Annotated in this window: 13 protein-coding genes; 7 read left to right on the top strand and 6 right to left on the bottom strand. The window is 69.0% G+C overall.

What is annotated here, in order from left to right; all coding sequences use genetic code 11:
• Window positions 1–6: 6 nt before the first annotated feature.
• The 5 genes from R5W23_RS21685 to R5W23_RS21705 all read right to left on the bottom strand — a co-directional run bounded on the left by R5W23_RS21685 (window position 7) and on the right by R5W23_RS21705 (window position 9,219).
• Window positions 7–1,224: a leucine-rich repeat domain-containing protein gene (locus tag R5W23_RS21685; protein ID WP_320688084.1), complete on the bottom strand. Its 1,218-nt coding sequence runs from the start codon at window positions 1,222–1,224 to the stop codon at window positions 7–9.
• Between the two features lie 141 nt (window positions 1,225–1,365).
• The gene (locus R5W23_RS21690) at window positions 1,366–4,659 is read right to left on the bottom strand and encodes a BRCT domain-containing protein (protein ID WP_320688085.1); all 3,294 of its coding nucleotides are present in this window, start codon (window positions 4,657–4,659) and stop codon (window positions 1,366–1,368) included.
• 485 nt (window positions 4,660–5,144) lie between these two features.
• A complete protein-coding gene (locus R5W23_RS21695) occupies window positions 5,145–6,101 on the bottom strand; it encodes a 3-methyladenine DNA glycosylase (protein ID WP_320688086.1) in 957 nt (318 codons plus the stop codon).
• Window positions 6,102–6,300: 199 nt separating this feature from the next.
• On the bottom strand, window positions 6,301–6,741 hold the full coding sequence (locus R5W23_RS21700; protein WP_320688087.1) for a hypothetical protein: 441 nt from the start codon (window positions 6,739–6,741) through the stop codon (window positions 6,301–6,303).
• Window positions 6,742–6,894: 153 nt separating this feature from the next.
• Complete coding sequence (locus R5W23_RS21705) at window positions 6,895–9,219, bottom strand: methyl-accepting chemotaxis protein (protein WP_320688088.1); 2,325 nt, start codon at window positions 9,217–9,219, stop codon at window positions 6,895–6,897.
• Between the two features lie 749 nt (window positions 9,220–9,968).
• On the opposite strand from R5W23_RS21705, the gene R5W23_RS21710 reads away from it, so the two are divergent.
• The 7 genes from R5W23_RS21710 to cheB all read left to right on the top strand — a co-directional run bounded on the left by R5W23_RS21710 (window position 9,969) and on the right by cheB (window position 19,470).
• Window positions 9,969–11,129, top strand: coding sequence for a SpoIIE family protein phosphatase (locus R5W23_RS21710; protein ID WP_320688089.1), 1,161 nt, complete (start codon window positions 9,969–9,971; stop codon window positions 11,127–11,129).
• 130 nt (window positions 11,130–11,259) lie between these two features.
• Window positions 11,260–12,918: a methyl-accepting chemotaxis protein gene (locus R5W23_RS21715; RefSeq protein WP_320688090.1), complete on the top strand. Its 1,659-nt coding sequence runs from the start codon at window positions 11,260–11,262 to the stop codon at window positions 12,916–12,918.
• A 76-nt stretch (window positions 12,919–12,994) separates the two neighbouring features.
• Complete coding sequence (locus R5W23_RS21720) at window positions 12,995–13,456, top strand: chemotaxis protein CheW (RefSeq protein ID WP_261184915.1); 462 nt, start codon at window positions 12,995–12,997, stop codon at window positions 13,454–13,456.
• The gene (locus tag R5W23_RS21725) at window positions 13,453–14,646 is read left to right on the top strand and encodes a CheR family methyltransferase (protein ID WP_320688091.1); all 1,194 of its coding nucleotides are present in this window, start codon (window positions 13,453–13,455) and stop codon (window positions 14,644–14,646) included. The genes R5W23_RS21720 and R5W23_RS21725 overlap by 4 nt, the downstream gene beginning before the upstream one ends.
• Entirely contained in the window at window positions 14,643–15,305 is a 663-nt protein-coding gene (locus R5W23_RS21730) for a chemotaxis protein CheW (RefSeq protein ID WP_320688092.1), read from the top strand. Before R5W23_RS21725 ends, R5W23_RS21730 begins: the two co-directional genes overlap by 4 nt.
• Window positions 15,302–18,247 (top strand): hybrid sensor histidine kinase/response regulator, encoded by a 2,946-nt coding sequence (locus tag R5W23_RS21735; RefSeq protein WP_320688093.1) that lies wholly within the window; start codon window positions 15,302–15,304, stop codon window positions 18,245–18,247. The genes R5W23_RS21730 and R5W23_RS21735 overlap by 4 nt, the downstream gene beginning before the upstream one ends.
• 161 nt (window positions 18,248–18,408) lie before the next feature.
• Window positions 18,409–19,470, top strand: a complete 1,062-nt coding sequence (cheB, locus tag R5W23_RS21740) for a chemotaxis-specific protein-glutamate methyltransferase CheB (protein ID WP_261184909.1) — start codon at window positions 18,409–18,411, stop codon at window positions 19,468–19,470.
• Between the two features lie 617 nt (window positions 19,471–20,087).
• Here the strand turns inward: cheB and R5W23_RS21745 are convergent.
• The gene (locus R5W23_RS21745; protein ID WP_320688094.1) at window positions 20,088–22,052 is read right to left on the bottom strand and encodes a hypothetical protein; all 1,965 of its coding nucleotides are present in this window, start codon (window positions 22,050–22,052) and stop codon (window positions 20,088–20,090) included.
• Window positions 22,053–22,088 lie beyond the last annotated feature (36 nt).

Raw genomic sequence — 22,088 nt, forward strand, 5'->3', positions numbered from 1 at the left:
TCCTTGTTACTTCGGGAACGACGTTTGAATCGTGCAGTTCGGCAACGCCTCGGCAAGCTGTTCCGCGCCCGCGACTGTGAACCGGGTGCCCACAATGTTCAGGTGCCGCAGCCCGGCGAACCGTGCCAAGTGTCCGGCACTCGCGTCGGTGAGCGGCACGTCGATCAGGCTCAAGGTGCTCACCGACGGCGGCAACTCGAGCCGCGCGACTCCCGCGTCGGTGGCCCGGGTCCGGTTCAACACGAGCGTACCCAGGCCGGCTGGCAGGCGGAGCCGGGCGAAGCCGGCGTCGGAGATCGGGTTCGCGGTCAGATCGAGCGTCTTGAGCCGCGTCATCCCAGCCAAGTGCTCCAGGCCCGCAGATTCGAGGCCGTTGTGCGCGAGGCTCAACCACCGCAGCGCAGCGAGGCGGGTCAACCCGACGAGCCCCGGGCCGCGGAGTTTGGTGTCGAAGTTGTTAACGGTAAGCGTTTCCACCGCGGGCAGCACCGGCAGCCGGGCCAGGCCCGTGTCGGTGACCGCACCCGATGACACCTTAAGCGTGACGAGCCGGGCGAACGGGGCCAGGTTCGCTAGGCCCGTGTCGGTCACCGCACCCGATAGTTCGAGCCGGGTCAGTTCGGTGAGCGGGGCCAGGGCGCGAAGAGCACGGTCGGTGATCCCCGGACCGCCGAGCCCGAGCAGCCCGGGGAGACGCGCCACGTGTCGGGCCGCGTCGTCGTTGTCGCGGAAGCACACGGCCAGATACCGCAGGGCGGACACACCTCGGAGGGCCGCCAACCCCTCGCCGGTAGTCACGGTGAACCGCAGGTCCAGTGCAGCCAGATCGGTCATACGGGCAACGGTCCTCAGGCTCCGGTCGGTCACTTGCCCGCGCCCCTGCAGGCTCAGCGCCGCAAGCCCTTGGAAATCGGCCAGGGCCGCGAGCGAACGGTCCGACACTGGGGCGCTGGAGAGATCGACCCCGAACCGCTCGTTCGGTTGCGGGAGCCGGCGGAAGGGTGGTTCGCGGTCGCCGCCGAACCGGACTGCCCGGACCGCACCCGGGGCGCCCGGAGTGCTGCTGAAGAACAAGCCGAACAGGTAGTCCGAGAACCCGAGCCAGCCGAGTTCGCCGTCTCGGGCCACCCAGTCACGCAGCGGCTCACTTTCAGGCAGTTCGGCCAGCGTCCCTTCGCGCACATTTTGCTCGAACTGGGCTTGGTTCTCGCGCATCATCCGCATGAGCGGATGATGCGCTCCGTCAGCCGCGCGGGCGCGGCGGCGGCGGTGCAGCACCTCCTGTGCAACCAACGGCGCAAACGCAGCCGCGCACAGAAGACCGACGAACAAAACTATTAGCAAAAGCGTCATGGCACCGCGGCGTCAGTTGGCCTTCTTGAACTCGGGGTACTTGTGCCGGATACGGGTCACGGCCACTAAGCACGCGGCCCGCTCGCTCAGCCCGCGGGACAGCATGAACTCGTCGAGCAGCGGCAGGATGCCGCCCCCGAACGCCTTATCTTCCAACCCCAGGTCGCGCATCACCTCGATCAGGTCGAGCTTCGCGCGCCGCGCCGGCAGCGGCTTCACGCTCACCACCTTGTCGGGCTTCTGCGCGTTCGGGTTGTTGGGGTCCGTGTCTTCCACCGCGTCCCGCGACTTTTCGGGGCGGCCGGGCGGGAGCTCGAACAGGATGCGGCGCAGGAACGCGCTCAGCGTGGGCTTCTCCGCGGGCCACGTTTCGGGCCTGTGGGGGACGCCCTCGCCGCGGTTCGCCGCGGCTTTCTCGGCGTCCTTTTTCGCCTTCGCGCCCACGGTGGGCTTGGGCGGCAGCGGCGGCTTCCAGTCGGGCGTCAGCCCGCGGTCGCGGTACACGGTCCAGAGCGCCCGGATGACGAACGCCCGCACCTTCCGGTCGGGGCTCTCCGACAGGCGGAACAGTTCTTCGGGTACGCGCAGTTTGGGCAAGCGGTTAATCAGCTCCATGCCGAGCGCGCGCGTTTCCTCGTCGTTCGATTCGCAGAACCGGTACACGGCGCTCGCTTCCAGCTTCGCCGGGTCGAGGCGGAAGGGGCGGGTCTGCGGGGTGTCCTCGGCCAGGAGCGACTTCGCGACGAACCGTCGCACGTCCATGAACGGGATGTCGGCCAGGGCGACGAGGTGATCGACGTCCGGGTTCCAGCGCGCGAACTCCCAGCCCGCCAGTTCCAGCGCGAACTCGCGCAGCGGCTTGCGGCTCTCGCTGAACAGCGGGAGCACGCGCTCCAGGGTGAGGAACGACGCCGGAACTTCGGCCCCCGGATCGACGGGCTTGTCGGTGAGCTTCTGCGCGATGTTCGGGTGGTGCTTCCGCAGGTACTCACGGGCGAACTTCCCGACCGGGGCGTCGGCGGGGCCGGGAGCCACCACCAACTGCCAGAGCCGCTCGCAGCCGCGCGCGACCGCGTCGCCGGAAGCGGTCGCTTGGTGACCGCTCAGCATTTGGAGGAACATCGTCTCCGAGATGATGCTGATGTTGGCCCCGTTCGCGTTCAGCTCCTCGGCCTTGATGTACTTTGCGCCCTTCTGGCCTTGCCCCAGGAAGGGCGAGCCGGAGTCCCCGACCACTAGGTAATGAAGCTTGGGCGAGACGTTCGCCGCGACGGTACCGTTCGCGCCTTTCACGCGGGCTTCAGCGTCCTTGGCGGTGATGTTCGCGAGGGTGCCCGTGAAGCAGAAACTCGCCTTCCCGAGATCGACCGGGCCGCCCGCGGCGGCCGTCGCTCCGACTGGGGCACCCGCGGCGACCGGGGGGGCGTCCTGCGGCGCGAACTCCGCGGGCACGAACGTGCGGACCAGCCGGTCGCTGGCGAAGTCGTGGTACATCGGCTCGCTGCGGGCCGTCACGCGCAGCAGCCAGTCGAGCCCCAGCTCGGGGTTGGCGAACTTGCGCACGTCCGCGAACCAGCGGAGCACGCGCTGCGCACGTCCTTCGTCGAAGCTCAGCTCTTTCGCCCACTGGCCGTTGGCGGCCTTGAACGCTGCGAGCCACGGCGCCGCGTCCCAGTCGGGTGCGAAGGCGAGGGCCTTGAGGAAGTCGGTCCCGATCGTTTGCGGCTTCAGCTTGCCGCGCTCGAGCCAGTCGTCCACCGCGCCCGACGACGCCGGCAGCAGCGCGAGCCAGTGCAACTGGTCCTGCGGCACGGCGTTCAGGTCGAACTTGCCCAACTGCTCGGTCGCGTACTCCGCGACGCGGTCCGCGACTTCGGCGTTGCCGTCGGGGTCGGCCTTGCGGAGCAGTTGAACGAAGAACGGTGCGCCCAGCACCTTCGGGTCGTGCGTCTTGGGCAGCAGCTTCTTCGCGAACTCGAAGGCGTCGTCGCTGCGCGACAACAGCCGCCCCTGGAACCACTCGGGGGTGAGCTCGTTCGCGCCGAAGTGCTTGGTGATCGAGTCGGCGGCGAACTTGTGCCCGTGCGGCGTTTCGAGGAGCTGGCCCCAGGCGTCCAGACCGACGCCCGTGCGCGGGTCCTTCTCGCCGAGGAGGTCCGTCGCGAGCTTGCGCACGTCGTCGTTGTCGTTGTTCGCGAGGCGGATCAGCTCGCCCAGCGGCAGGTCGCGGGCGTGGGTGCGGGCGTAGTTCGCCGCGTACTTCCGCGCGTCCGCGGAAGGGGACTCGAACAGCCGCAGCACGGCGTCGTGCAGCCCGAGCGCGCGGAATGCCGATTGCTCGAACTGGGGCACGTTCTGGAGCAGCCACACGACGAAGTCGTGGATCGCGCGGCTCGGCACGGCGACCAGGCGCACCACCCACGCGGGCTCCGTGTCGCGCAGGACCTGCCGGAAGTCCGTCTTCAGGGCGGTGGTGGCGAAGTCGCGCACCGCGTCCGACTTCGCGCGCTCGAGGAGCGAGAACAGCGGCCGGTGCGACCGCTTCCACGTGTCGCCGTAGGCCCGGTGCTTGAGGTTGGTGGGGTCGGCGGTCTTGTCGCGGTAGCCGAACCGGAAGTTCGACCGCCCGTACTTCTTCGAGTCGTGGAACAGGATGTGGTTGAACACCCAGGTGCCGTTGAGCCGGACGTCGTCGGTGTAGTTCACGAGGAACTCACACGCAACGTCCGGGTAGGTGGCGGGGAGATGCAGCCCCACGCGGCGCAGGTACCGCCACGCCCGGCGCACGAGGTATGCGACGGTGGCGCTGCTCACCTGTTTGCCGTGCGCGGCTCCGGCGTGGGCCATGTCGAGGCGGGCGGCGACCGCGCCGTACACCTCGGTGTCGTTCTTCGCTTCGGACTCCTTGAAGATCTTCTTCAGCGCCTTCCACGGGCCGTACACGAGCGGCACCCGCGCGACGATCCGCAGCAGGTAGTCGCGCGCCAGCGGGTCGTTCGACTCCCACAGCGCCCAGATCACCTCGTGGACCTTGAGCTTGTCCGCGAGGGGCACTTCGGCGTCGGGCGCTTCGAGCGCCTTGAGCGTTTCGACGCGGTAGTGCGCCTGCTCCTCTTTCGATTTCTGCTTGTAGCGCCAGTCGCGGAGGTGCGCGAGGAACTTGTCGAACGTGAGGGCGCCGTCGCGAACGGGCGTTTCGGGTGGCGGAACGGGCTCGTTGCAGAGCTGCTCGATGAGGGTGATGAGCCGCGGGTCGCGCGCGTCCCAGGCCTTGCGCACATCGTTCAGCGTGAGAGTGGCCGCCATACGGAGAGTCCTGCTGAGCGCGGCGGTGTCGGGCGCACCGGTCGTGAGCGAATTTACTCCCGAAGCAGTCGGCGCGCGTCTACAACCCGACCTGATCCGCGGAGGGCTCACGGCACCGCCGGTAGAGGCCTCCCCAGAAGTGGGGTGGAACCTCGACCGGCGGGGTTGTTCCAGGCCGCCCCACTTCTGGGGAGGCCTCTACCGAAAGCGGTGCTGGAACAGCCTTCCTCGGGACGTGTGGCTGAGTAAACGCTCGGGCGACGCAACATCGCCCCGCTCCAGAGGAGCGAGCTAAACGGCGCCGGCCTGCTTCGGAAGTGAGAGAGGTTGTAAACGACTCGTGAGCCGTCCGCAAGCTGGGTAGTTCACATTTTTTCAGCAGCGCGAAGAAACCTACCCCCAGACTCCGCACTTCAGGGAGGGAAGCCAAAGAGCGTTGGTTGCGCCGATCGCTGTTTCCGAACTGGCGGAGGTAACACGCGCGTTCACCCCCTCCCTTCAGGGAGGGGGCCGGGGGGCAGGTCGCTTTGGGCCGCCAGCAGCCGCGCGTACACGTCGCGCAGTCGCTCGCGCATCGGCTGCGCGCGGAGCGAGAGCGCCCGCTGGGCTTCGACGTAGGTCTCGCGGCCGGCGCGGGTCTCGATCGAGATCGGCTCGAAGCCGTAGGCGCGGAGGTCGTAGGGGCTGGCCCGCATGTCGAGTTCGCGCGCCGCCCGCGCCACCTCAAATGCGTCGGCGACAACGTCCGACGGGCAGAACGGGCTGATCTTGTACGCGAACTTGTACAGGTCCATGTTCGCGTGCAGGCACCCCGGCTGGTCGTGCTCGGTCGTGGTGACCCGAGACAGCTCCCAGCGGTTGAGCGGGGCCGCCTCCTTCGTGAAGAAACGGTAGGCATCGTAATGCGAGCACCGTAAGGGCTGCGCATCGACCGCAGCATCAGTCTCGGCGCGCGACAGGCGCAGGGGAACATACGGGTGCCGCACGTTCGGGTCGCGGTACACCATCGCCCACTCGTGCAGCCCGAAGCACGCGAACGACGGCTCGCGCGTCAGCACCGCGTTGAGGTATTCTGTGGCCCACTGGAGGTACGAGAGCCGGTGGGCCGGGAACGCTTCCGCGGGCAGCAACAGCCCGCCGTCACGTTCGACGAACTCGCCCCAGGCCACGTCCCCGCGGGTCGCGCCTTCGAGGAACGCGCCGAACCCCGGCGTCCAGCGGAGCAAATGTGCGGGACGGAACGAGTAATACTCGAAAAGGAAGTCGTAGACCGGGTGCTTCTGCCCGCGGGACATGCGCGCGGTGCGATCTTCGGCCCACGGCGCCACCCGCGCGAGGTACGCGGCCCGCGCGGCGCGCCAGCCGCTCCCTTCACCCTGCTCCCCGACAGGGAGAGGAGGGGAGGGGTTCTGCTCCGCGCCTGCGGGCCGTACAACTGCCACTGATTCGCTCCGGCTCACAACACGCGGAACTGTGCCTTTCTGCTCCCCATCTTACAGGGCGAACAAGAAATCCGTGCCGGTCGGTGAGGCCGGCGACGCACGATGAAAACCCAAGGACACGCGGGCCAATCATGTCCGGGGGGCAACTCCTGGCGGGTGGAGCCGCTTACCGGTCGCTGTTCCCACACTGGCCCCCATCTCAACCGGCCGCGGCAACGGCGCCGTGCCCGAACATTTCGCTCGGAGGACCGGTTGTGCTGGACCGATAATCGAATTGTTTGCGGAAGTTGACACAGGCCCGGCAAAAGACCTGTCCTTTAGCGCACATGGTTGCTTCGGCGCGGTGTCGCACGTCCAATGCGACGGTCGCCTCATCGAACTGCTCCTCCAGGGCGACAAGGACCGCCGCGGGGACCTCGATCAGACGAAAGATAACGCCGGCGCTGCGAAACGGGTGGCACAGCCCACTCAACAGGAGGAGCGACTCTCCCGTGAACGACGTGACCTCGGCGCAGTGAAACGCTGGGCGACACGTGGGATCGGCGAGGAGGGCGGTTGCCGCATCGCAAGCGGCACGGAGCAGTTCGCGTGTGCCCACCCGGCCGCGGAGCACGAACATGATGGTCGGTTGTTCGGGCATTTTGTGAACTCCCACGACCGCACCAGGTAGCGGCTCGCATGAGCCGGCTTGTGGTCTTTCCAGAAGGTTCGAGGGAGCCGGGGCAAGCCCCGGTCACGCTCGATCGGCAACAGTCCGAAATGACGCGCGGCCCGAGCCCGATCGGGTTCGGTATCAGAAGTCCGTGAACCCGTCATTACCCCCGATCGCATCCAGCTCGTGGCCGCCGTTGGAGCGGCCCTTGCCCAGCGCCTTCGCGACCGAAGGGCGCGGCCTGCGGCCGCCAACTTTGCGGGCCCCCCTGGGTGCCGGCCGCACCTGCTCGTGCCCGGTGTCGGCGGAGAGCTTGAAGCGGGCGACGAGGTCGCGGAGTTGGCCGGCTTGGTCGGTGAGGGCTTGGGCGGTGGCGGACATCTCCTCAGTTTGGCTCGCGTTCCGCTGGGTCACGCTGTCCATCTGCTTCACCGCCTTATTTACCTGATCGATGCCGTTGGCTTGCTCTTTCCCGGCCGCCGCGATCTCGCTGACGATGTCGGTGACCCGCTTCACACTCGTGACGATCTCGGCCAGGGTGTCACCCGACCGGTTGACAAGATCCGTGCCCGCGTCCACCTTCTTGACGCTGTCGTTGATCAGTCCCTTGATCTCCTTGGCGGCGGTGGCGGATCTTTGGGCCAGGTTGCGGACCTCGGTGGCGACCACCGCGAAGCCGCGCCCCTGCTCCCCGGCGCGGGCCGCTTCGACGGCGGCGTTGAGGGCCAGCAGGTTGGTCTGGAACGCGATCTCGTCGATCGTCGTGATGATGTCCGCGATCTTCTTCGACGACGCGTTGATCTCGGCCATCGCGTCCACCGCGCTCCCGACCACGGCTCCACCTCTCTCGGCGGTTTCTTTGGAACCGCTGGCCAGTTGGCGCGCCTGCTGCACGCTGTCCGCGTTCTGCTTGACGGTGGCCGTGATCTGCTCCAGGGTGCTGGCCGTCTCCTCGAGGTTGCTGGCCTGCTGCTGGGCCCCGGTCGAAATCTCCTCACTGGCCGACGACAACTGACCGGCCGCGTCGGCCAGTTGCCCCGACACGTCCCGCACCCCCTCGAGCACCGCTCGCACCGACACCACGGCCCGGCCCAGCGACTGGGCCATTTTCCCCACCGCGTCGGAGCCCAGGTCCGGAATGTCCACCGTGAAGTCGCCTTTGGCCATCGCGTCCGCCGAGGTGACGATCACGTCCACCTTGCGTTGCAACTCGACCGCGTCTTCTTTGATCTTGAACTCCATTTTCTTAGCCGCGGTGATGTCGGCCGCGAACTTAACTACCTTGTAAGCCCGGCCGCTGCGGTCGAGGATCGGATTGTACGACGCCTGGATCCACACCTCCTTGCCGCCCTTGCCGATTCGTTTGAACTCCCCCGCCACGAACTCGCCGCGGTTCAGCTTGGCCCAGAACTCCCGGTACTCAGCGCTCGCCGCGAGCGAGGGTTCGGCGAACATGCTGTGGTGCCGCCCCTGGATCTCGGCCATCGTGTACCCGAGGGCGCCCAAGAAGTTCTCGTTGGCCGCGACAATGGTCCCGTCGAGCTCGAACTCGATCACCGCCATCGCCTTGCCGACGGCCGCGATCTGACTGACGAAGTCGGCGTTCTGCTCCCGCTGCTCGCCGATCGCCTTCCAGTTTACGTGTTCCTGCTTGAGGGCAGTTTGGATTCCGGTCACCGTGTCGTTGAGTGCCGTCCCCAGTTGGCCGAACTCGTCCCGGGACGAAACCGGGATCGTCTTGGTCAGATCGCCCGCCGCCACCGACCGGAGCGCATGAACGGCGGCTCTCAGCGGGGGCGCGATGAGCCCGCGGAAGAACAGCCCGAGTGCCACCGCGGCGGCGACCGCACCGGCGACGACCGCGAACGTGGTGCTCCGGGCCGACGCGTACTGCTCCTGGGCCGCCTTGAAGTCTTGCTGGCCCACCTCACTTTGCAGGTCAACCAGGGCGTTCAGTCGCGCGCCCGCCGCCACCGCGTTCGGGAGCGACGCGAGGCACAACTTCTCGGCGTCCTCCAGGTTGCCGGCCCGCAGCGCGGCAAGCACGGCCTCGTGGTCGCGCCGCACCTCATCGAGACGCGGGCGGAACTCCCCCCACAACTGTTTCTCCTTCTCGATCATGGGGTACGACTCGTACTGCTTGGCGCAGCTCGCGACCTGATCCCACGCGTCGCCGGCCGCACGAAGGCATTGGTGCCGCGCGGCCTCGTCCTTGAGCCGGGCGGCGATGACGGCGTTTCGCTCGTTCCGCTGGACCGTGCCTAACGCCCCCCGCATGTTGGTGAGCGCGCGGATCGACGGGATCAGGTTCCCGTTCGCCTTCTCCAGCGCTTTGTGGCTCTGCGACAGGGCCAGGATGCCGTTGTACCCGATGGCCCCGCTCGCGAGGGCGAGGAGCATGAACCCGCCGACGATCCGGGTGCCGATGCTGAGGTTGTTGAACTGGGTCGCTAATCGATTGGACATGGGGCCGCCTCCTGAACGTGATGCGCACGCGTGAGATGTGGCGATTGCGCAAGAACGTTCGTGGTGCGTAATGATCTTATTGCCGTCATTATCAATTGGGCAATGAGAGCAGGACGCGACCATGAAATAACTCGCTACAAAACACATAATGATTTTATCTGGCAAACGGACTTCTTTATTCGCTTCGCAACCCCTGCCACTTGCCAGTGTGGCCGCCGTTCTTGACATCGCGAAGGCTGTCCGGGAATATCCTGACATACAAATCGACCGAGTGCGCAAAAAGTTTGCGAGGTGGTGACACGTTTCTTGTTGGTGTAACGCGTGATTCAGGAAGTTTACGAGATATTATTGTCTCTTGATTGATCTGAATTAGATTTGCTTGGAGCGAATTGCGGCCCCCGGTTGTCCAGTCGGCGGAACGAGACACAGGGCCGGGGAAGGGCACGACCTCCCACGCGCTTCAAGAAGCCCAACATTCGATCCCGCAAGCCCACGCGATTCGACACGGAGCGCTTAACCGCGCTCGCCTCCAACGACGGCCCACTTGTCGCCGCTCGGCGCGGGTCACACGGTTACCGAACTGGTAAAAACGTTGTGAGGCTTCACGGAATTGATGTCGGAGATCGACTCGATGGCCTCTTTACGTAATGTGGCTCCAGAGCAGCAATCCGTGTTCCGGAATGACGAAAGCTGTTGTTGAGAAACACCTTTCGCCGAATGCCCGGATTCAGCAGGGGTGAAATCGAGCGATGGCCGAACCGCACCCGATCAAAGTGTTGCTCGTGGACGACCAGCCGATGGTCGGCGAGACCGTGCGCCGGATGCTCGCGGACGAGCCGCTCGTCGAGTTCCGGTACTGCCCCGACCCGGCCAACGCCATCGACACCGCCAACGCCTTCAAGCCCACCGTCATCCTGCAAGACCTCGTCATGCCGGACATCGACGGGTTGCAATTAGTGAAATACTTCCGCGCCAACCCCGGGACCCGCGAGGTTCCGCTGGTGGTCCTGTCGAGCAAGGAAGAGCCCGTCGTGAAGGCGAAGGCGTTCGCGCTGGGCGCCAACGACTACATGGTGAAGCTGCCCGACCGGCTGGAGGTGCTCGCGCGGGTCCGGTACCACTCGCGCGGGTACGTCGCGCTGCTGGAGCGGAACGAGGCGTACCGGGAGCTGGCGGCGACCCAGCGCGAGATGGCCGCGGAGCTGAACCGCGCCGCCCGGTACGTCCAATCGCTGCTCCCGCCGCCGCTCTCGTCGGGGCCGGTCCGGATCACGTGGAAGTTCGTGCCGTCCACGCAACTGGCCGGGGACATGTTCGGGTACCGGTGGATCGACCCGGAGCACCTCGCGCTGTACCTGCTCGACGTGAGCGGGCACGGGGTCGGGTCGGCGCTCCTGGCGGTGTCGGCGGGGAACGTGCTCTCGGCGAACTCGATTCCGGGTGCCGACCCGCGCGACCCGGGCGCCGTGGTCACCAAACTCAACGACATGTTCCAGATGGAACGCCAGGACGGCAAGTACTTCACCATCTGGTACGGCGTGTACCACGCGGCGAACCGCACGCTCGCGTACTGCAACGCCGGGCACCCGCCGGCGCTGCTGCTCTCGGGCGGCACGCTCCACAGCCTGGAGGCCGAGGCGCCCGCGGTCGGGATGATGCCCGAGATGCCCTACGACACCAAGTCCGTGCCGGTCGCACCGGACGCGCGGCTACTGGTGTTCAGCGACGGCATCATGGAGATCGAACAGACCAGCGGCGAAATGTGGGCGTGGGCCGACTTCCTGGCGCTCATCTCCTCCGAGCTGGCCCGGGACGGCGACCTGATCGGCCGACACCTCGACTACGTCCGCGCGCTCGGCGGCCGGGAGGTGCTGGCGGACGATTTTTCGATGATGGATGTGCGCTTCTGACCGGTTATGCCGACCGCGCGTTCGTGGTATAGTGGGTAAACTCCGTTGATTGGGTGTTGCGCCTAGTTCGGCCCCCGCGGCGCAGCTAGGATCGCCCTGCCGGACCCACGCACACCACGGGCTCGCACCCATGATCCGCCTCCGCGACGTCTCGCTGCGCGTGAAGCTCGACGCGCTCCTGTTCGGGTACACCGTGACCGTGCTGCTGGCGCTGGGCCTCACCGGGTACCTGTTGCACCGGTACCGCGTCGGCGGGGCCGCCTACGAGGACCTGGCGAAGCGCAAGGCGCTCATCAACGAGCTGACGCCGCCCCCGCTGCTGATCGGCCGTTGCTTCCTGATGCTGCACGAGATCGAGAACGCGCAGACCGACGAGGAGCGGCGGCGGGCGACCACGTGGTACCGGGAGTACGAGGCCGAGTACCACAAGCGGCGCGACGAGTGGCTCCGCGAGCCCATCGACCCGGCCGCCCGCAAGGCGCTCGAGCCGAACGGGGCCGGGCACAAGGCCGCGGTCGAAGTGTTCCGGCTCGCCAACGAGGAGTACTTCCCCAAGCTGCGCGGCGACGAGAAGGCGCGGAAAGAGGCCGCGGCGGTGCTCATCGGCAAGATCGGGCCGGAGTACCGCCTCCACAGCCAGGCCATGCGCGACGCCGCCGCCGCCGTTGACGCTTCCGCCCAGGCGGCCGAGGCGGAAATGGCCGGCACGGTCCGCTTCTGGGTGAACGCGACGGTCGCACTGAGCACCGCCGCCATCCTCACGTTCGGGCTGATCGGCGGGTACATCGTGCGCAGCGTGGTGGTGTCGGCCCGGGGGCTCAACCAGCGGCTCCGCGAGATGGCGAGCGGCGCGGGGGACCTGACCGCGCGGCTCCCGGTGGACGGCAAGGACGAGATGGCCCAGCTCGCCGTGGGCATCAACGCGGTCATCGAGAAGATCCAGGGCATCGTGGGCAAGGCCCGCGAGTCCAGCCTGCAACTGCTCTCCATCGCCTCGCAGATCGCCGCGACCGCCCGCACCCAGGAGCAGACCGTCAACAACCTGAGCTCCTCGACCACCGAGGTGGCGGCCTCGGTGCGCCAGGTGTCGGCGACGAGCAAGGACCTGGCCGGGACGATGAACGAGGTGAGCCAGACCGCCGCGCACGCGTCCGAACTCGCCACCAAGGGGCGCGACAACACGACCAAGATGGCGACCGAGATGAAGCAGCTCGTGGAGTCCACCCAGTCCGTGTCCACGAAGCTGGGGATGATCCGCGAGAAGGCCGACAGCATCAACGCCGTGGTGACCACAATCACCAAGGTCGCCGACCAGACCAACCTCCTCTCGATCAACGCCGCCATCGAGGCGGAAAAGGCCGGCGAGTACGGGCGCGGGTTCCTCGTGGTGGCCCGCGAGATCCGCCGGCTCGCCGACCAGACCGCCGTCGCGACCCTCGACATCGAGACGATGGTGCGGCACATGCAGGACGCGGTGTCGGCCGGGGTGATGCAGATGGACAAGTTCACCGACGAGGTTCGCTCCGGCGTTCACCAAGTGACGACGATCAACCAGATGACGTACGAGATCATCAACGAGGTGCAGAGCCTCGACAAGCGGTTCCGACTGGTCAACGAAGGGATGCGGAACCAGACCGCCGGCGCGCAGCAGATCAACGACGCGATGACCCAGATCGCCGACGCCACGCACCGCAGCTCACAGTCGGTGAAGGAGTTCGAGCGCACCGCCGCCTACCTCCGCAGCTCGGTCGAGACGCTCAACGAGGAGATCGCACTGTTTAAGACGTAGGCGGTCGCGAACCCCAGGGCTCGCGCCGAGCGGTGCGTTCAGGCGCGCACACCAACTGCGAGTGAGTACCGAACCCATGCTCGGTCTCGTGTTCCAGGTCGGTCCGGACAAAGTGGCGGTGGACGTGCGCCGCGTGCGCGAGGTGGTGCCGCGCGTGCAGCTCAGCGCCGTACACGGGGCGCCGGCGTGGATCGCGGGCGTGTTCGTGTACCGCGGGCGCGTGGTCCCCGTCGTGGACCTGCACGCGCTGGCCGGCGTCGGCGAGTGCCCGCCGCACCTGAGCAGCCGCATCATCCTGTTCCCGTACCCGCTGGACATCCCCGAGGCGCTGGTGGGGCTGCTCGCCACCCAGGTGGCCGAGATCCGCGAGATCCGGCCCGGGGTGGCGCAGCCGATCCCCGGGCCGCCCGGCCGCCCGAGCCTCGGCCCGGCGCTGGCCGACGGGCAGGGCATCCTGCGGCTCCTCGACCCCGACTGGCTGCTCGCGCAGGTGGCGGCCGGGTCCGGCGGGCTGATCGAAGCGGGGTTCGAGCCATGAGCGGTGCCATCGAGCGCACGGTCCGCGACCGGCTGGGGGTGGACCCCTCGACCCTCGGCACGGGCGCGCTCGACCGCGCCGTCCAGGTGCGGATGACCGCCCGGGGCATCGACGAGCCGGCGCTGTACACCGCGCGGCTCCTCACCGAGCCGGCCGAGCGGGACGCGCTGGCGGCGGTGCTCAGCGTGTCCGAGACGTGGTTCTTCCGCGGCGGGCGGGCGCTGTTCGACCGGCTCGCGGGGTTCGCGGCCCGGCGCGCGCACCGGTCGGCCGCCGGGGTCCGCGTCCTGAGCGCGCCGTGCAGCACCGGCGAGGAGCCGTACTCGCTCGCGATCGCGCTGCTGGAGCAGCTGGGCGGCGCGGGGGCGTACACCGTCGACGCCATCGACGTGTCCGAACCGAACCTCACGCGGGCGTCGGCCGGGCGCTACCCGGCGGGGTCGTTCCGCGAGCCCGGGCCGGACGTGCGCCCGCCGTACTTCCGCAAGGTCGGCGACCGGTGGGAGGTGCTGCCGCACATCCGCGCCGCCGTCCGGTTCTTCAGCGCGAACCTCACCGACCCGGTCTTCCTCGCCGCCGAGCGGCCCTACGACCTGATCCTGTGCCGCAACGTGTTCATCTACTTCACCCCGGAGGCGAAGCAGCGGGCGGTGGCGAACCTGGACCGCCTGCTCGCGCTCGACGGGCGGCTGTGCCTCACGCCCGCGGAAGCGGACCGGCTGCCGCCGGGGCGGTTCAGCCCGGACGGGCCGCCCGAGTTCGGCATCTACCGCCGGGCCGGGAGCCCCAGCGACGTCCACGCCACCTTGCCGGCCGCTCCGCCCGCGCCGCCACGGCCGCCGTCGAAGGCGCCCGCGCCGCCCCTCGCGGTGCCGGCGCCCGGCACGCTCGCCGCGGCCCGCGCGCTGGCCGACGCCGGGCGCCTCGGCGACGCCCGGGCCGTCTGCGAAGCGCTCCTCCGCACCGCCCCGGGCGACGCCGACGCGCTCGCACTGCTGGGCGTGGTGCAGCTCGCGACCGGCAACACGGACGCGGCCTACGACGCCTTCGGCAAGGCCCTTTACCTGGACCCCGACCACCGGGAAGCCGTGACCCACATGATCACGCTGTGCGAGCGGCGCGGCCAGACCGCCCGCGCCGACGCCCTCCGCAAGCGGCTGGCGAAGCGCCGCGCCGGGGAGGACCAATGACCCCTCAGCCCCTCAAACTGGTCCCGCCGGACGAGCAGTGCTGGAACCGCATCGGCATCCGCGGCGACCGCACCTGTCCCGAACTGCTGAAGGTGACGCACTGCAACAACTGCCCGGTGTTCGCCGCCGCCGGCCGCCGGTTCCTGGACGCCCCGTCGCCGGGCGGGTACCTCGCCGAGTGGACCGCGCGGCTCGCGCTCCGCGACGAGGTGCGCGAGGGCGACGAGTCGAGCGTCCTGGTGTTCCGGCTCGGGGACGAGTGGCTCGCGCTGCCGGTGGCCGTGCTGGTCGAGGTCACCCGCCCGCGGCCGGTCCACCGCGTCCCGCACCGGGGCGGGCTGCTCGCCGGGGTGACGAACATCCGCGGCGAGCTGCACCTGTGCGTCCGGATGGACCTCGTCCTCGGCGCCGCCCCGGACGGCGACCCGGACCTGCGGCGGTTCGTGGTGATCCGCCGCGAGTCCGAGACCTGGGTGTTCGCGGCGGACGCGGTGGATCAGGTCCACCGCGTGCTGCTGCCGGAGCTCGCCTCCGCCGCCCCGACCCTGTCCCGGGCGCAGGTGAAGCTCACCCGTGGGGTGTTCCCGCACGCGAACCGCTCCGTCGGCATGCTGGACGACGCGCGCCTGTTCCAAACCCTCCGCGAGCGGCTCCGATGAACGGCCTCGACGCGTCCATGTTCGACTTGTTCCGCGACGAGGCGAAGGCGCACGCCGACACGCTCGCGGCCGGGCTCGTCGCGGTGGAAGCGCGTGCGACCGACCCGGTGCTGCTCGACGAGCTGATGCGGGCCGCGCACTCGATCAAAGGGGCCGCCCGGATCGTCGGGATCGACACCGCGGTGCGGCTCGCGCACGTCATGGAAGACGCCCTGGTCGCCGCGCAGGGCGGTCGCATCCGGCTCGGCCCGGCCGACATCGACGTGCTCCTGCGCGGGGCCGACGTGCTCGCCGGGCTGGCGGCGCTCGGCCCGGACGCCACCGCCGCGTGGGAGCAAGCGAACGGGCCGCTGGTCGATGCACTGGAGCCCGTGCTCGCCGCGATCGCGCAGGGCGCCCGTCCCGACGTACCACAAGCGCGCGCCCCGGAGCCGCACCGTCCACCGGGAGCCGCGCCCGCACCCGCCAAACCGTCTCCCGCCGCGCCGCGGCCGGAGACGGAATTCCCCGCGCCGCCGGCCTTCAAGCCGGTCGCCGTTCCCGGCGAGCCGTTCGCCCTGCGCCCCGACCACTCGATGCTCGACCTGTTCCGGGAAGAGGCCCGCGAGCACCTCGGTGCGGTCACCAAGGCGCTGCCGCACTTGCCCTCGGACCCGACCGCCGCGGAGCCGGTGCTGGAGGCGCTCAAGCTGCTGCGCGGGGCCGCCCGGCTGGTGAAATGTCCCCCCGTCGCGGACGCCGCGTCCGCGATGAGTTCGTTCGTCCGGACCGCGCGTGAAACCGGTCACCCGATCCCGGCGCGGGCGATCGAGTGGGCGCAATACGCGACGGCGACACTCGCCGGGGCGCTCGCCACCGACGACGACACCTTCGGCGAGTGGATCGGGTCCGCGGCACCGGCCCTGGCTACCGCCTCGGACGTGTTGATACGTCTTGCGGAAGCGGACCGGGCGCGAGGCGCCGCGGTGCCACCCGAAGGGCCGGGGAAGGACAGTCACTCGGAACCACCGACCGAACGTGGGGGCCAACCGGCGAGCGAGCCGAGCACCTCGCCACCGGCTCGCGCGACCACCGACCGGAACGGGCCGAGGGCCGAGGGCAGTGTGGGGCGAAGCTCTTCGGTCATTGCGGTGCGGGAGCCACGCGCCGTTACGTTGTCGCCCCCGCCGCCCCCTCCCGCGCCCGCGCCGCCCGTGGCCGAACCGGTGGTGCGGGTCAGCGCGCAAAGCCTGAACCGGCTGATGGGACTGGCCGGCGAGTCGCTCGTGCAGGCGCGGTGGCTCCCGACGTTCTCCACCGCGCTACTCAAGATGAAGAAGCGCCACGACCTGCTCACCGCGCTGATCGACACGACGTACCACGCCACGCTCGGCGGGGCGCCCGCGGATCAGGTCGCGGAACTCGTCGCCGACACCCGCCGGCAGTGGCTCACGTGCCGCCAGGAGCTGACCGAGCAGACCGCCTCGTTCGACGACCACGCGGCCCGCGCCGAGGACCTCAACGCGCGGCTGTACCGCGAGGTGATCGTCAGCCGGATGCGCCCGTTCGGCGACGGGCTGCACGGGCTGCCGCGCATGGTCCGGGACATCGCCCGCGCGCTCGGCAAGGACGCCCGGCTCGTCGTCGTGGGGGAGGGGACCGAGGTCGATCGCGACATCTTGGAGAAGCTTGAGGCGCCGCTCGCGCACCTGATCCGCAACGCCGTTGACCACGGCCTCGAGATGCCGGACCTGCGCCGGGCGGCCGAGAAGCCGGTCGCGGGGACCGTTACCGTCGAAGCCCGGCACCGGGCCGGCATGCTTCTGGTGACCGTGTCCGACAACGGCGCGGGCGTCGATCTGAACCGGCTCCGCGCCAAGATCGTCGAGCGCGGGCTCAACTCCGCCGAGATGGCCGCCAAGCTCACCGACGCCGAGCTGCTCGAGTTCCTGTTCCTGCCCGGCTTCAGCACGGCGTCCGCGGTGACCGAGTTTTCGGGCCGCGGGGTCGGTTTGGATGTCGTTCTCGACACGATCCGCAAGGTCGGGGGGAACGTCCGCATCACCACCACCCGTGGCCAGGGGACCACGTTCCACCTGCAACTGCCGCTCACGCTGTCGGTGATCCGCGCGGTGGTGGTCGATGTGGCCGGCGAGCCCTACGCGTTCCCGCACACCCGCATCGACCGCCTCATCCGGGTGCGGCGCGCCGAAGTCCGCTCGATCGAGCACCGCCAATTTGTTACAGTGGACGGGCAGAACGTCGGGCTGGTGGTGGCCGCACAGCTCCTGGACATGCCCGCGCCGCCGCCCGTCGGGGACGACGTACCGGTCGTGCTCTTGAGCGACGGCACTGGCACTTACGGGCTGGTCGTGGACGCGTTCCGGGGCGAACAAGATCTGGTGGTGCGCCCCCTCGACCCGCGGCTCGGGAAGGTGCCGAACCTGAGCGCGGCGGCTATCCTCGACGACGGGGCGCCGGTACTCATCGTGGACGTCGAGGACCTGTTCCGCTCGATGGACCAGTTCATCCAGACCGGGTCGCTGGTGCGGTGCGAGACCCGGCCCGCGGGCGCGGGGCGTAAGAAGCGGGTGCTGGTGGTGGACGACTCCATCACCGTTCGCGAGGTGGAGCGCCAGTTGCTCCTTTATAAGGGGTACGACGTTGCGGTCGCGGTGGACGGCGTGGACGGCTGGAACAAGGTGCGGGCGGAGCGGTGCGACCTCCTGGTGAGCGACATCGACATGCCCCGCATGAACGGATTACAGTTGGTCCAGGCGGTGCGGGCCGACGACCGGCTGCGCGACCTGCCGGTCATCATCGTTTCGTATAAAGAGCGGGACGAGGACCGGCTCAAGGGGCTCGAGGTGGGCGCGAACGCGTACCTGACCAAGAGCAGCTTTCACGACAACCGGTTCATTGAGACGGTTGCCGAACTGATCGGCGCGGCAGACGGTCTGTAACCCGCGGCCGTTGGTGAATGCCGGGGCCGCTTCTCAACTCTGGTGGCCGCACACGCCCGCGGCCGATCCGAATCGCCCGGCTGAGCCCGTTTGCCGACCGGGCACCTTCTCGTACCCGGAGCGGGTGCGGGGAGAGAGCGGACGAACAAAGGACCAACAGGATGCGCGTTGGGATCGTGAACGACCTGGCCGTGGCCCGCGAGACGCTCCGCCGCGTCGTCACCGCGGTGCCCGGCTACGTCGTCGCGTGGACCGCCGACGACGGCGACGAGGCCGTCTCGAAGACGCTCTGCGACCGCCCTGACGTGGTGCTGATGGATCTGGTGATGCCGCGCCTCAACGGCGTCGAGGCCACGCGCCAGATCATGCAGCGGTCCCCGTGCCCGGTGCTGGTCGTGACGGCCAGCGTGAGCAACCACTTCCCGCTGGTGTTCCAGGCGCTCGGCGCCGGCGCGGTGGACGCGGTGGACACCCCCACGCTCAACCCGAACGGGGCCGTCCAGAACGCTTCCAAACTGGTCGAACGGCTGGCGAAACTGGAAGCCGCCCTCGCCGGCCTGACTGGGTCGGCGATCATGCCCCTCGCCGGCACCAGTTCGCACCCGGCGGACCTGCCCCCGCTCGTACTGCTCGGCGCCTCGACCGGCGGGCCGGAGGCGCTGGCCCAGGTGGTCAGCGCGTTCCCGGCGGATTTCGGGGCGGGGGTGCTCATTAGCCAGCACATCGGGGCCGACTTCGCGCACGGGTTGGTTCAGCAGCTCGCCGCCTGGTGTCGGCTCCCGGTTCGGGCGGCTCAGGAGGGCGAACTCGTTCGGGCCGGCACGGTGTACGTGGCGGCCACCGACGATCACTTGGAACTCGGCGCCGACCGGACCCTGCGGTACACACCGAACCCCAAGAGCTCGCCGTACCGGCCGTCGGTGGACGTGCTGTTCACGAGCGCGGTCAACAACGCCTCGCGGCCCGGGGTGGCGGCGCTGTTGACCGGCATGGGGCACGACGGCGCGGCCGGGCTGCTGAAGCTTCGCGCGGCCGGGTGGCACACGGTCGCTCAGAACGAGTCCACGTGCGTGGTGTACGGGATGCCGAAGGCCGCGGCCGAAAAGCGGGCCGCCGTCGAGGTGCTCGCGTTGCAGCACATCGGGGCCAGCATCGTCGTCAAGGTGAACGCGTTCAAGCGCCGGTCACATGCCGGCGTTCCGGCCACGGATTCAGGCGCGTGACCGGGCGCCCGGCGCACGTCGCAAGCAACCGGACGGCGGGCCGGGCTACCACATCCGGCCCAGAGGGAGTCCAGTCGTTTCAAGTTCGGGCCGTGCTGCGGTTCTGGCCTAGAGTGCGGTCCGCTCACGGAGTGAGCGGTCGCTCCGCGGATCCGCTCCGCTCCCGGTATCATCCGCCCCGTCGTTGTGCGCAACGCGCATCCGAGACGCCGAGCCGCCGCTCACGGAGTGAGCGGACCACACTCCGAGCCAACGCACCGTTCCGAGGTGCAAACTTGAAACGACTGGATTCGGGTTGGGTGAGCCGAACGAGCTAACCGAAGCCGTCCGTGCCGGTGATCTGTTCACCGTTGAGGCGCTGTTGGCGGTCGGAGCGGACCGGACCGGAACGTCGCCGAGGGGGAGCGAACACCACTGCACTAAGCGATCAAGTGGCAGTGGGTGGCCATCGTCCGGCGGTTGCTGGTGGCAGGGGCGGCGGTATCCGCAAGCCTATGACCAGGGCGTCGGCGGGGCGTGGCGCAGAGCCAAGACCAGCCCACCCGTTACAACACGAAGCTTCGGCGGGGGCAGCACTTCGCGACCGGTTCCGCGTGGAACCGGTCGCGCCCCAGACGCTACCGCCGGCGGTACTCATACTTGTATTCGTACCGGTACGGGGTGCTGCCCATGTTCCGGATGATCGTCATGTTGGTCTGGTGCTGCATCCGGAGCATGTTGCTAATCATCGCGGTGTTCTGCTGTTGAGTCTGGAGGGCACGCCACGCCGCCAGCATGTCGATCTCCCGGGCCGGCGCCGGGGTGGCCTGCCACGCCGCCAACTTGGGGCTCACCCCCAGCGGTCGCAGGCTGTCCGCCCAGCGGTCGCGGAGTTCTTGGCGGTCCGCCTCGTTGAGCGTGGGCCAGGCGTAGCGGATCAGGGCGAGCTGCTGAGCCGCGCCGGTCACTTCGTGTACCGCGCCGACGCCCGACTTCACCTTTTCAACCGCCACACTGGCTACCTTTTCGGCGGCGCCCGCGTCCCCGCCGGTGATCTCCCGTGTCTGGAACCGTAACAGCTCGCCCAGCGCGTCCGCGTCGGCCTGCGTCGGACCGGGCTTGCCCTTCACGAGCGACGGGTACCGGGCCTCGTACTGCTCCAGCAGCCACTTGTTACCCGGGTCCGTGTCCTTGGTCTCGCGCATCACCTTCAGGAAGTCCGGAAGGGTGAACGCACGCACCAGTTCGCGGTCCTCCGGCGTGAGCCACATGAGCTGCGTGTACAGGAACGCGTTGTCCAGCGTCCCCTCCATCGCGCCCTTGTCCTTGCGCGCCCACTCGTCGAGCTGGGTCTTACGGAACGCGGCCCGCTGCTCGTCGGTGAACGCGAACCCGAACAGCCACTCGAAGCACATCCGGGCGCACTCGGCCTCACCCTCGGTCAGCGGCGGGGTACCGTCCGCCAGCACCTTTCGACTGTCGGGCAGAACCGGGGGCTTCACCCCGGGGTGGGCCTTTCGGTACACGTCCATCGTCGCGCGGTTGACCACGTTCTTCGGCTGCCCGCACACGAACAGCAGCGTGCTGGCCCGGTCCCGGAGCCGGCTCAGCTCGCCTGCCCCGCCGCCCGGCGGGTCGTCCATGAGCCGGGCCGTGTCGAGCGTGCCCCGGCGCGTCGATTCGATCGTCGTCCAGTCCTGAACGATCAGCTTGCGGAGTTCGGCGCGCGTGTCGTCCGCGAGCCGCAGCCCCAGCGCCCAGTCGTAGAAGTCCGCTTGTTGGTCGGTGGCCCCGGCGGTCAGCGCGTCGGGCGGGCCGGCGGCCAGAACCTTGTTCGCTTCGGCGTGCGCGCCGGCCAGCCAGCGGTCGAGCGGCGTCTCGGGCTTCTTGAGCGCATCGAGGAGCAGCGGCTCGGCCATGTTGCGGACGGTCGTCCGATCGTTCGGCGCGAGCCGTACCACCTTGCGGTAGACGGGCAGAAACTCGTTGATGATGGTCTCGCGGTCGGCCTTCGCCGTGTCCCGGTTCCACTCCGCCGGCACCAGCCGCAAGAACTCTTCTTGTTGGCGGACGGTGAGCTGCATCCGGAGCACCCACTGGATGAACTCCAGGGTGTTTTCGAGCGCGTCGCGGCGCAGGGGCGGCGGTCCGGCCGCGATGACCTCGGCCGCGCGGTCCGCCGTCGCGAGCAGCCAGCGGTGGTACGGGCTCCCCTTTTCGGCCCGCTCCTTGGCCTCGGCCAGCAGGGCCGCCCGGTGTTTTTCCCGTAGCGCCTTGCGGTCCGCTTCGGTCTTCTCGAACGCCCCGCGGAAGGCCGGCAGGAACGCGGCCTCGGCCTTCTGGCGGTCGGCGGTGGCGTACTTCCAGTGCCACGCGTACAGCCGCTGGTGCTCGCGGAGCTGGCGCGCGGTGAACTGAATGTCGAGCGACACCTCAACCGCGTCCCGGCGCAGGTCGGCGATGTCCTGGGTGAGGGGTGGCGCTCCCGGCGCGAGGTCGGCGGCGGATGCGGGGTGAGCGGCGACCAGGAGCAGGAGAACCGCAAGCCGACGGGGCAAGCGGGGCAGGGGCGGTTGTGCCATTCGTGCGGTGACGGAGAGCATAACGGTTTCCGAACGGCGAGTCGCGCCCGCGACCCG

The organism is Gemmata algarum (genome assembly GCF_034097035.1).
Classification (GTDB): domain Bacteria; phylum Planctomycetota; class Planctomycetia; order Gemmatales; family Gemmataceae; genus Gemmata; species Gemmata algarum.

Coding starts and splice junctions, on each gene's coding strand:
- R5W23_RS21725 (WP_320688091.1), top strand. CDS start 13,453: ATGAGCGGTGCCATCGAGCGCACGGTCCGCGACCGGCTGGGGGTGGAC.
- R5W23_RS21735 (WP_320688093.1), top strand. CDS start 15,302: ATGAACGGCCTCGACGCGTCCATGTTCGACTTGTTCCGCGACGAGGCG.
- R5W23_RS21715 (WP_320688090.1), top strand. CDS start 11,260: ATGATCCGCCTCCGCGACGTCTCGCTGCGCGTGAAGCTCGACGCGCTC.
- R5W23_RS21700 (WP_320688087.1), bottom strand. CDS start 6,741: ATGCCCGAACAACCGACCATCATGTTCGTGCTCCGCGGCCGGGTGGGC.
- R5W23_RS21745 (WP_320688094.1), bottom strand. CDS start 22,052: ATGCTCTCCGTCACCGCACGAATGGCACAACCGCCCCTGCCCCGCTTG.
- R5W23_RS21685 (WP_320688084.1), bottom strand. CDS start 1,224: ATGCGGATGATGCGCGAGAACCAAGCCCAGTTCGAGCAAAATGTGCGC.
- R5W23_RS21690 (WP_320688085.1), bottom strand. CDS start 4,659: ATGGCGGCCACTCTCACGCTGAACGATGTGCGCAAGGCCTGGGACGCG.
- R5W23_RS21710 (WP_320688089.1), top strand. CDS start 9,969: ATGGCCGAACCGCACCCGATCAAAGTGTTGCTCGTGGACGACCAGCCG.
- R5W23_RS21730 (WP_320688092.1), top strand. CDS start 14,643: ATGACCCCTCAGCCCCTCAAACTGGTCCCGCCGGACGAGCAGTGCTGG.
- R5W23_RS21720 (WP_261184915.1), top strand. CDS start 12,995: ATGCTCGGTCTCGTGTTCCAGGTCGGTCCGGACAAAGTGGCGGTGGAC.
- R5W23_RS21705 (WP_320688088.1), bottom strand. CDS start 9,219: ATGTCCAATCGATTAGCGACCCAGTTCAACAACCTCAGCATCGGCACC.
- cheB (WP_261184909.1), top strand. CDS start 18,409: ATGCGCGTTGGGATCGTGAACGACCTGGCCGTGGCCCGCGAGACGCTC.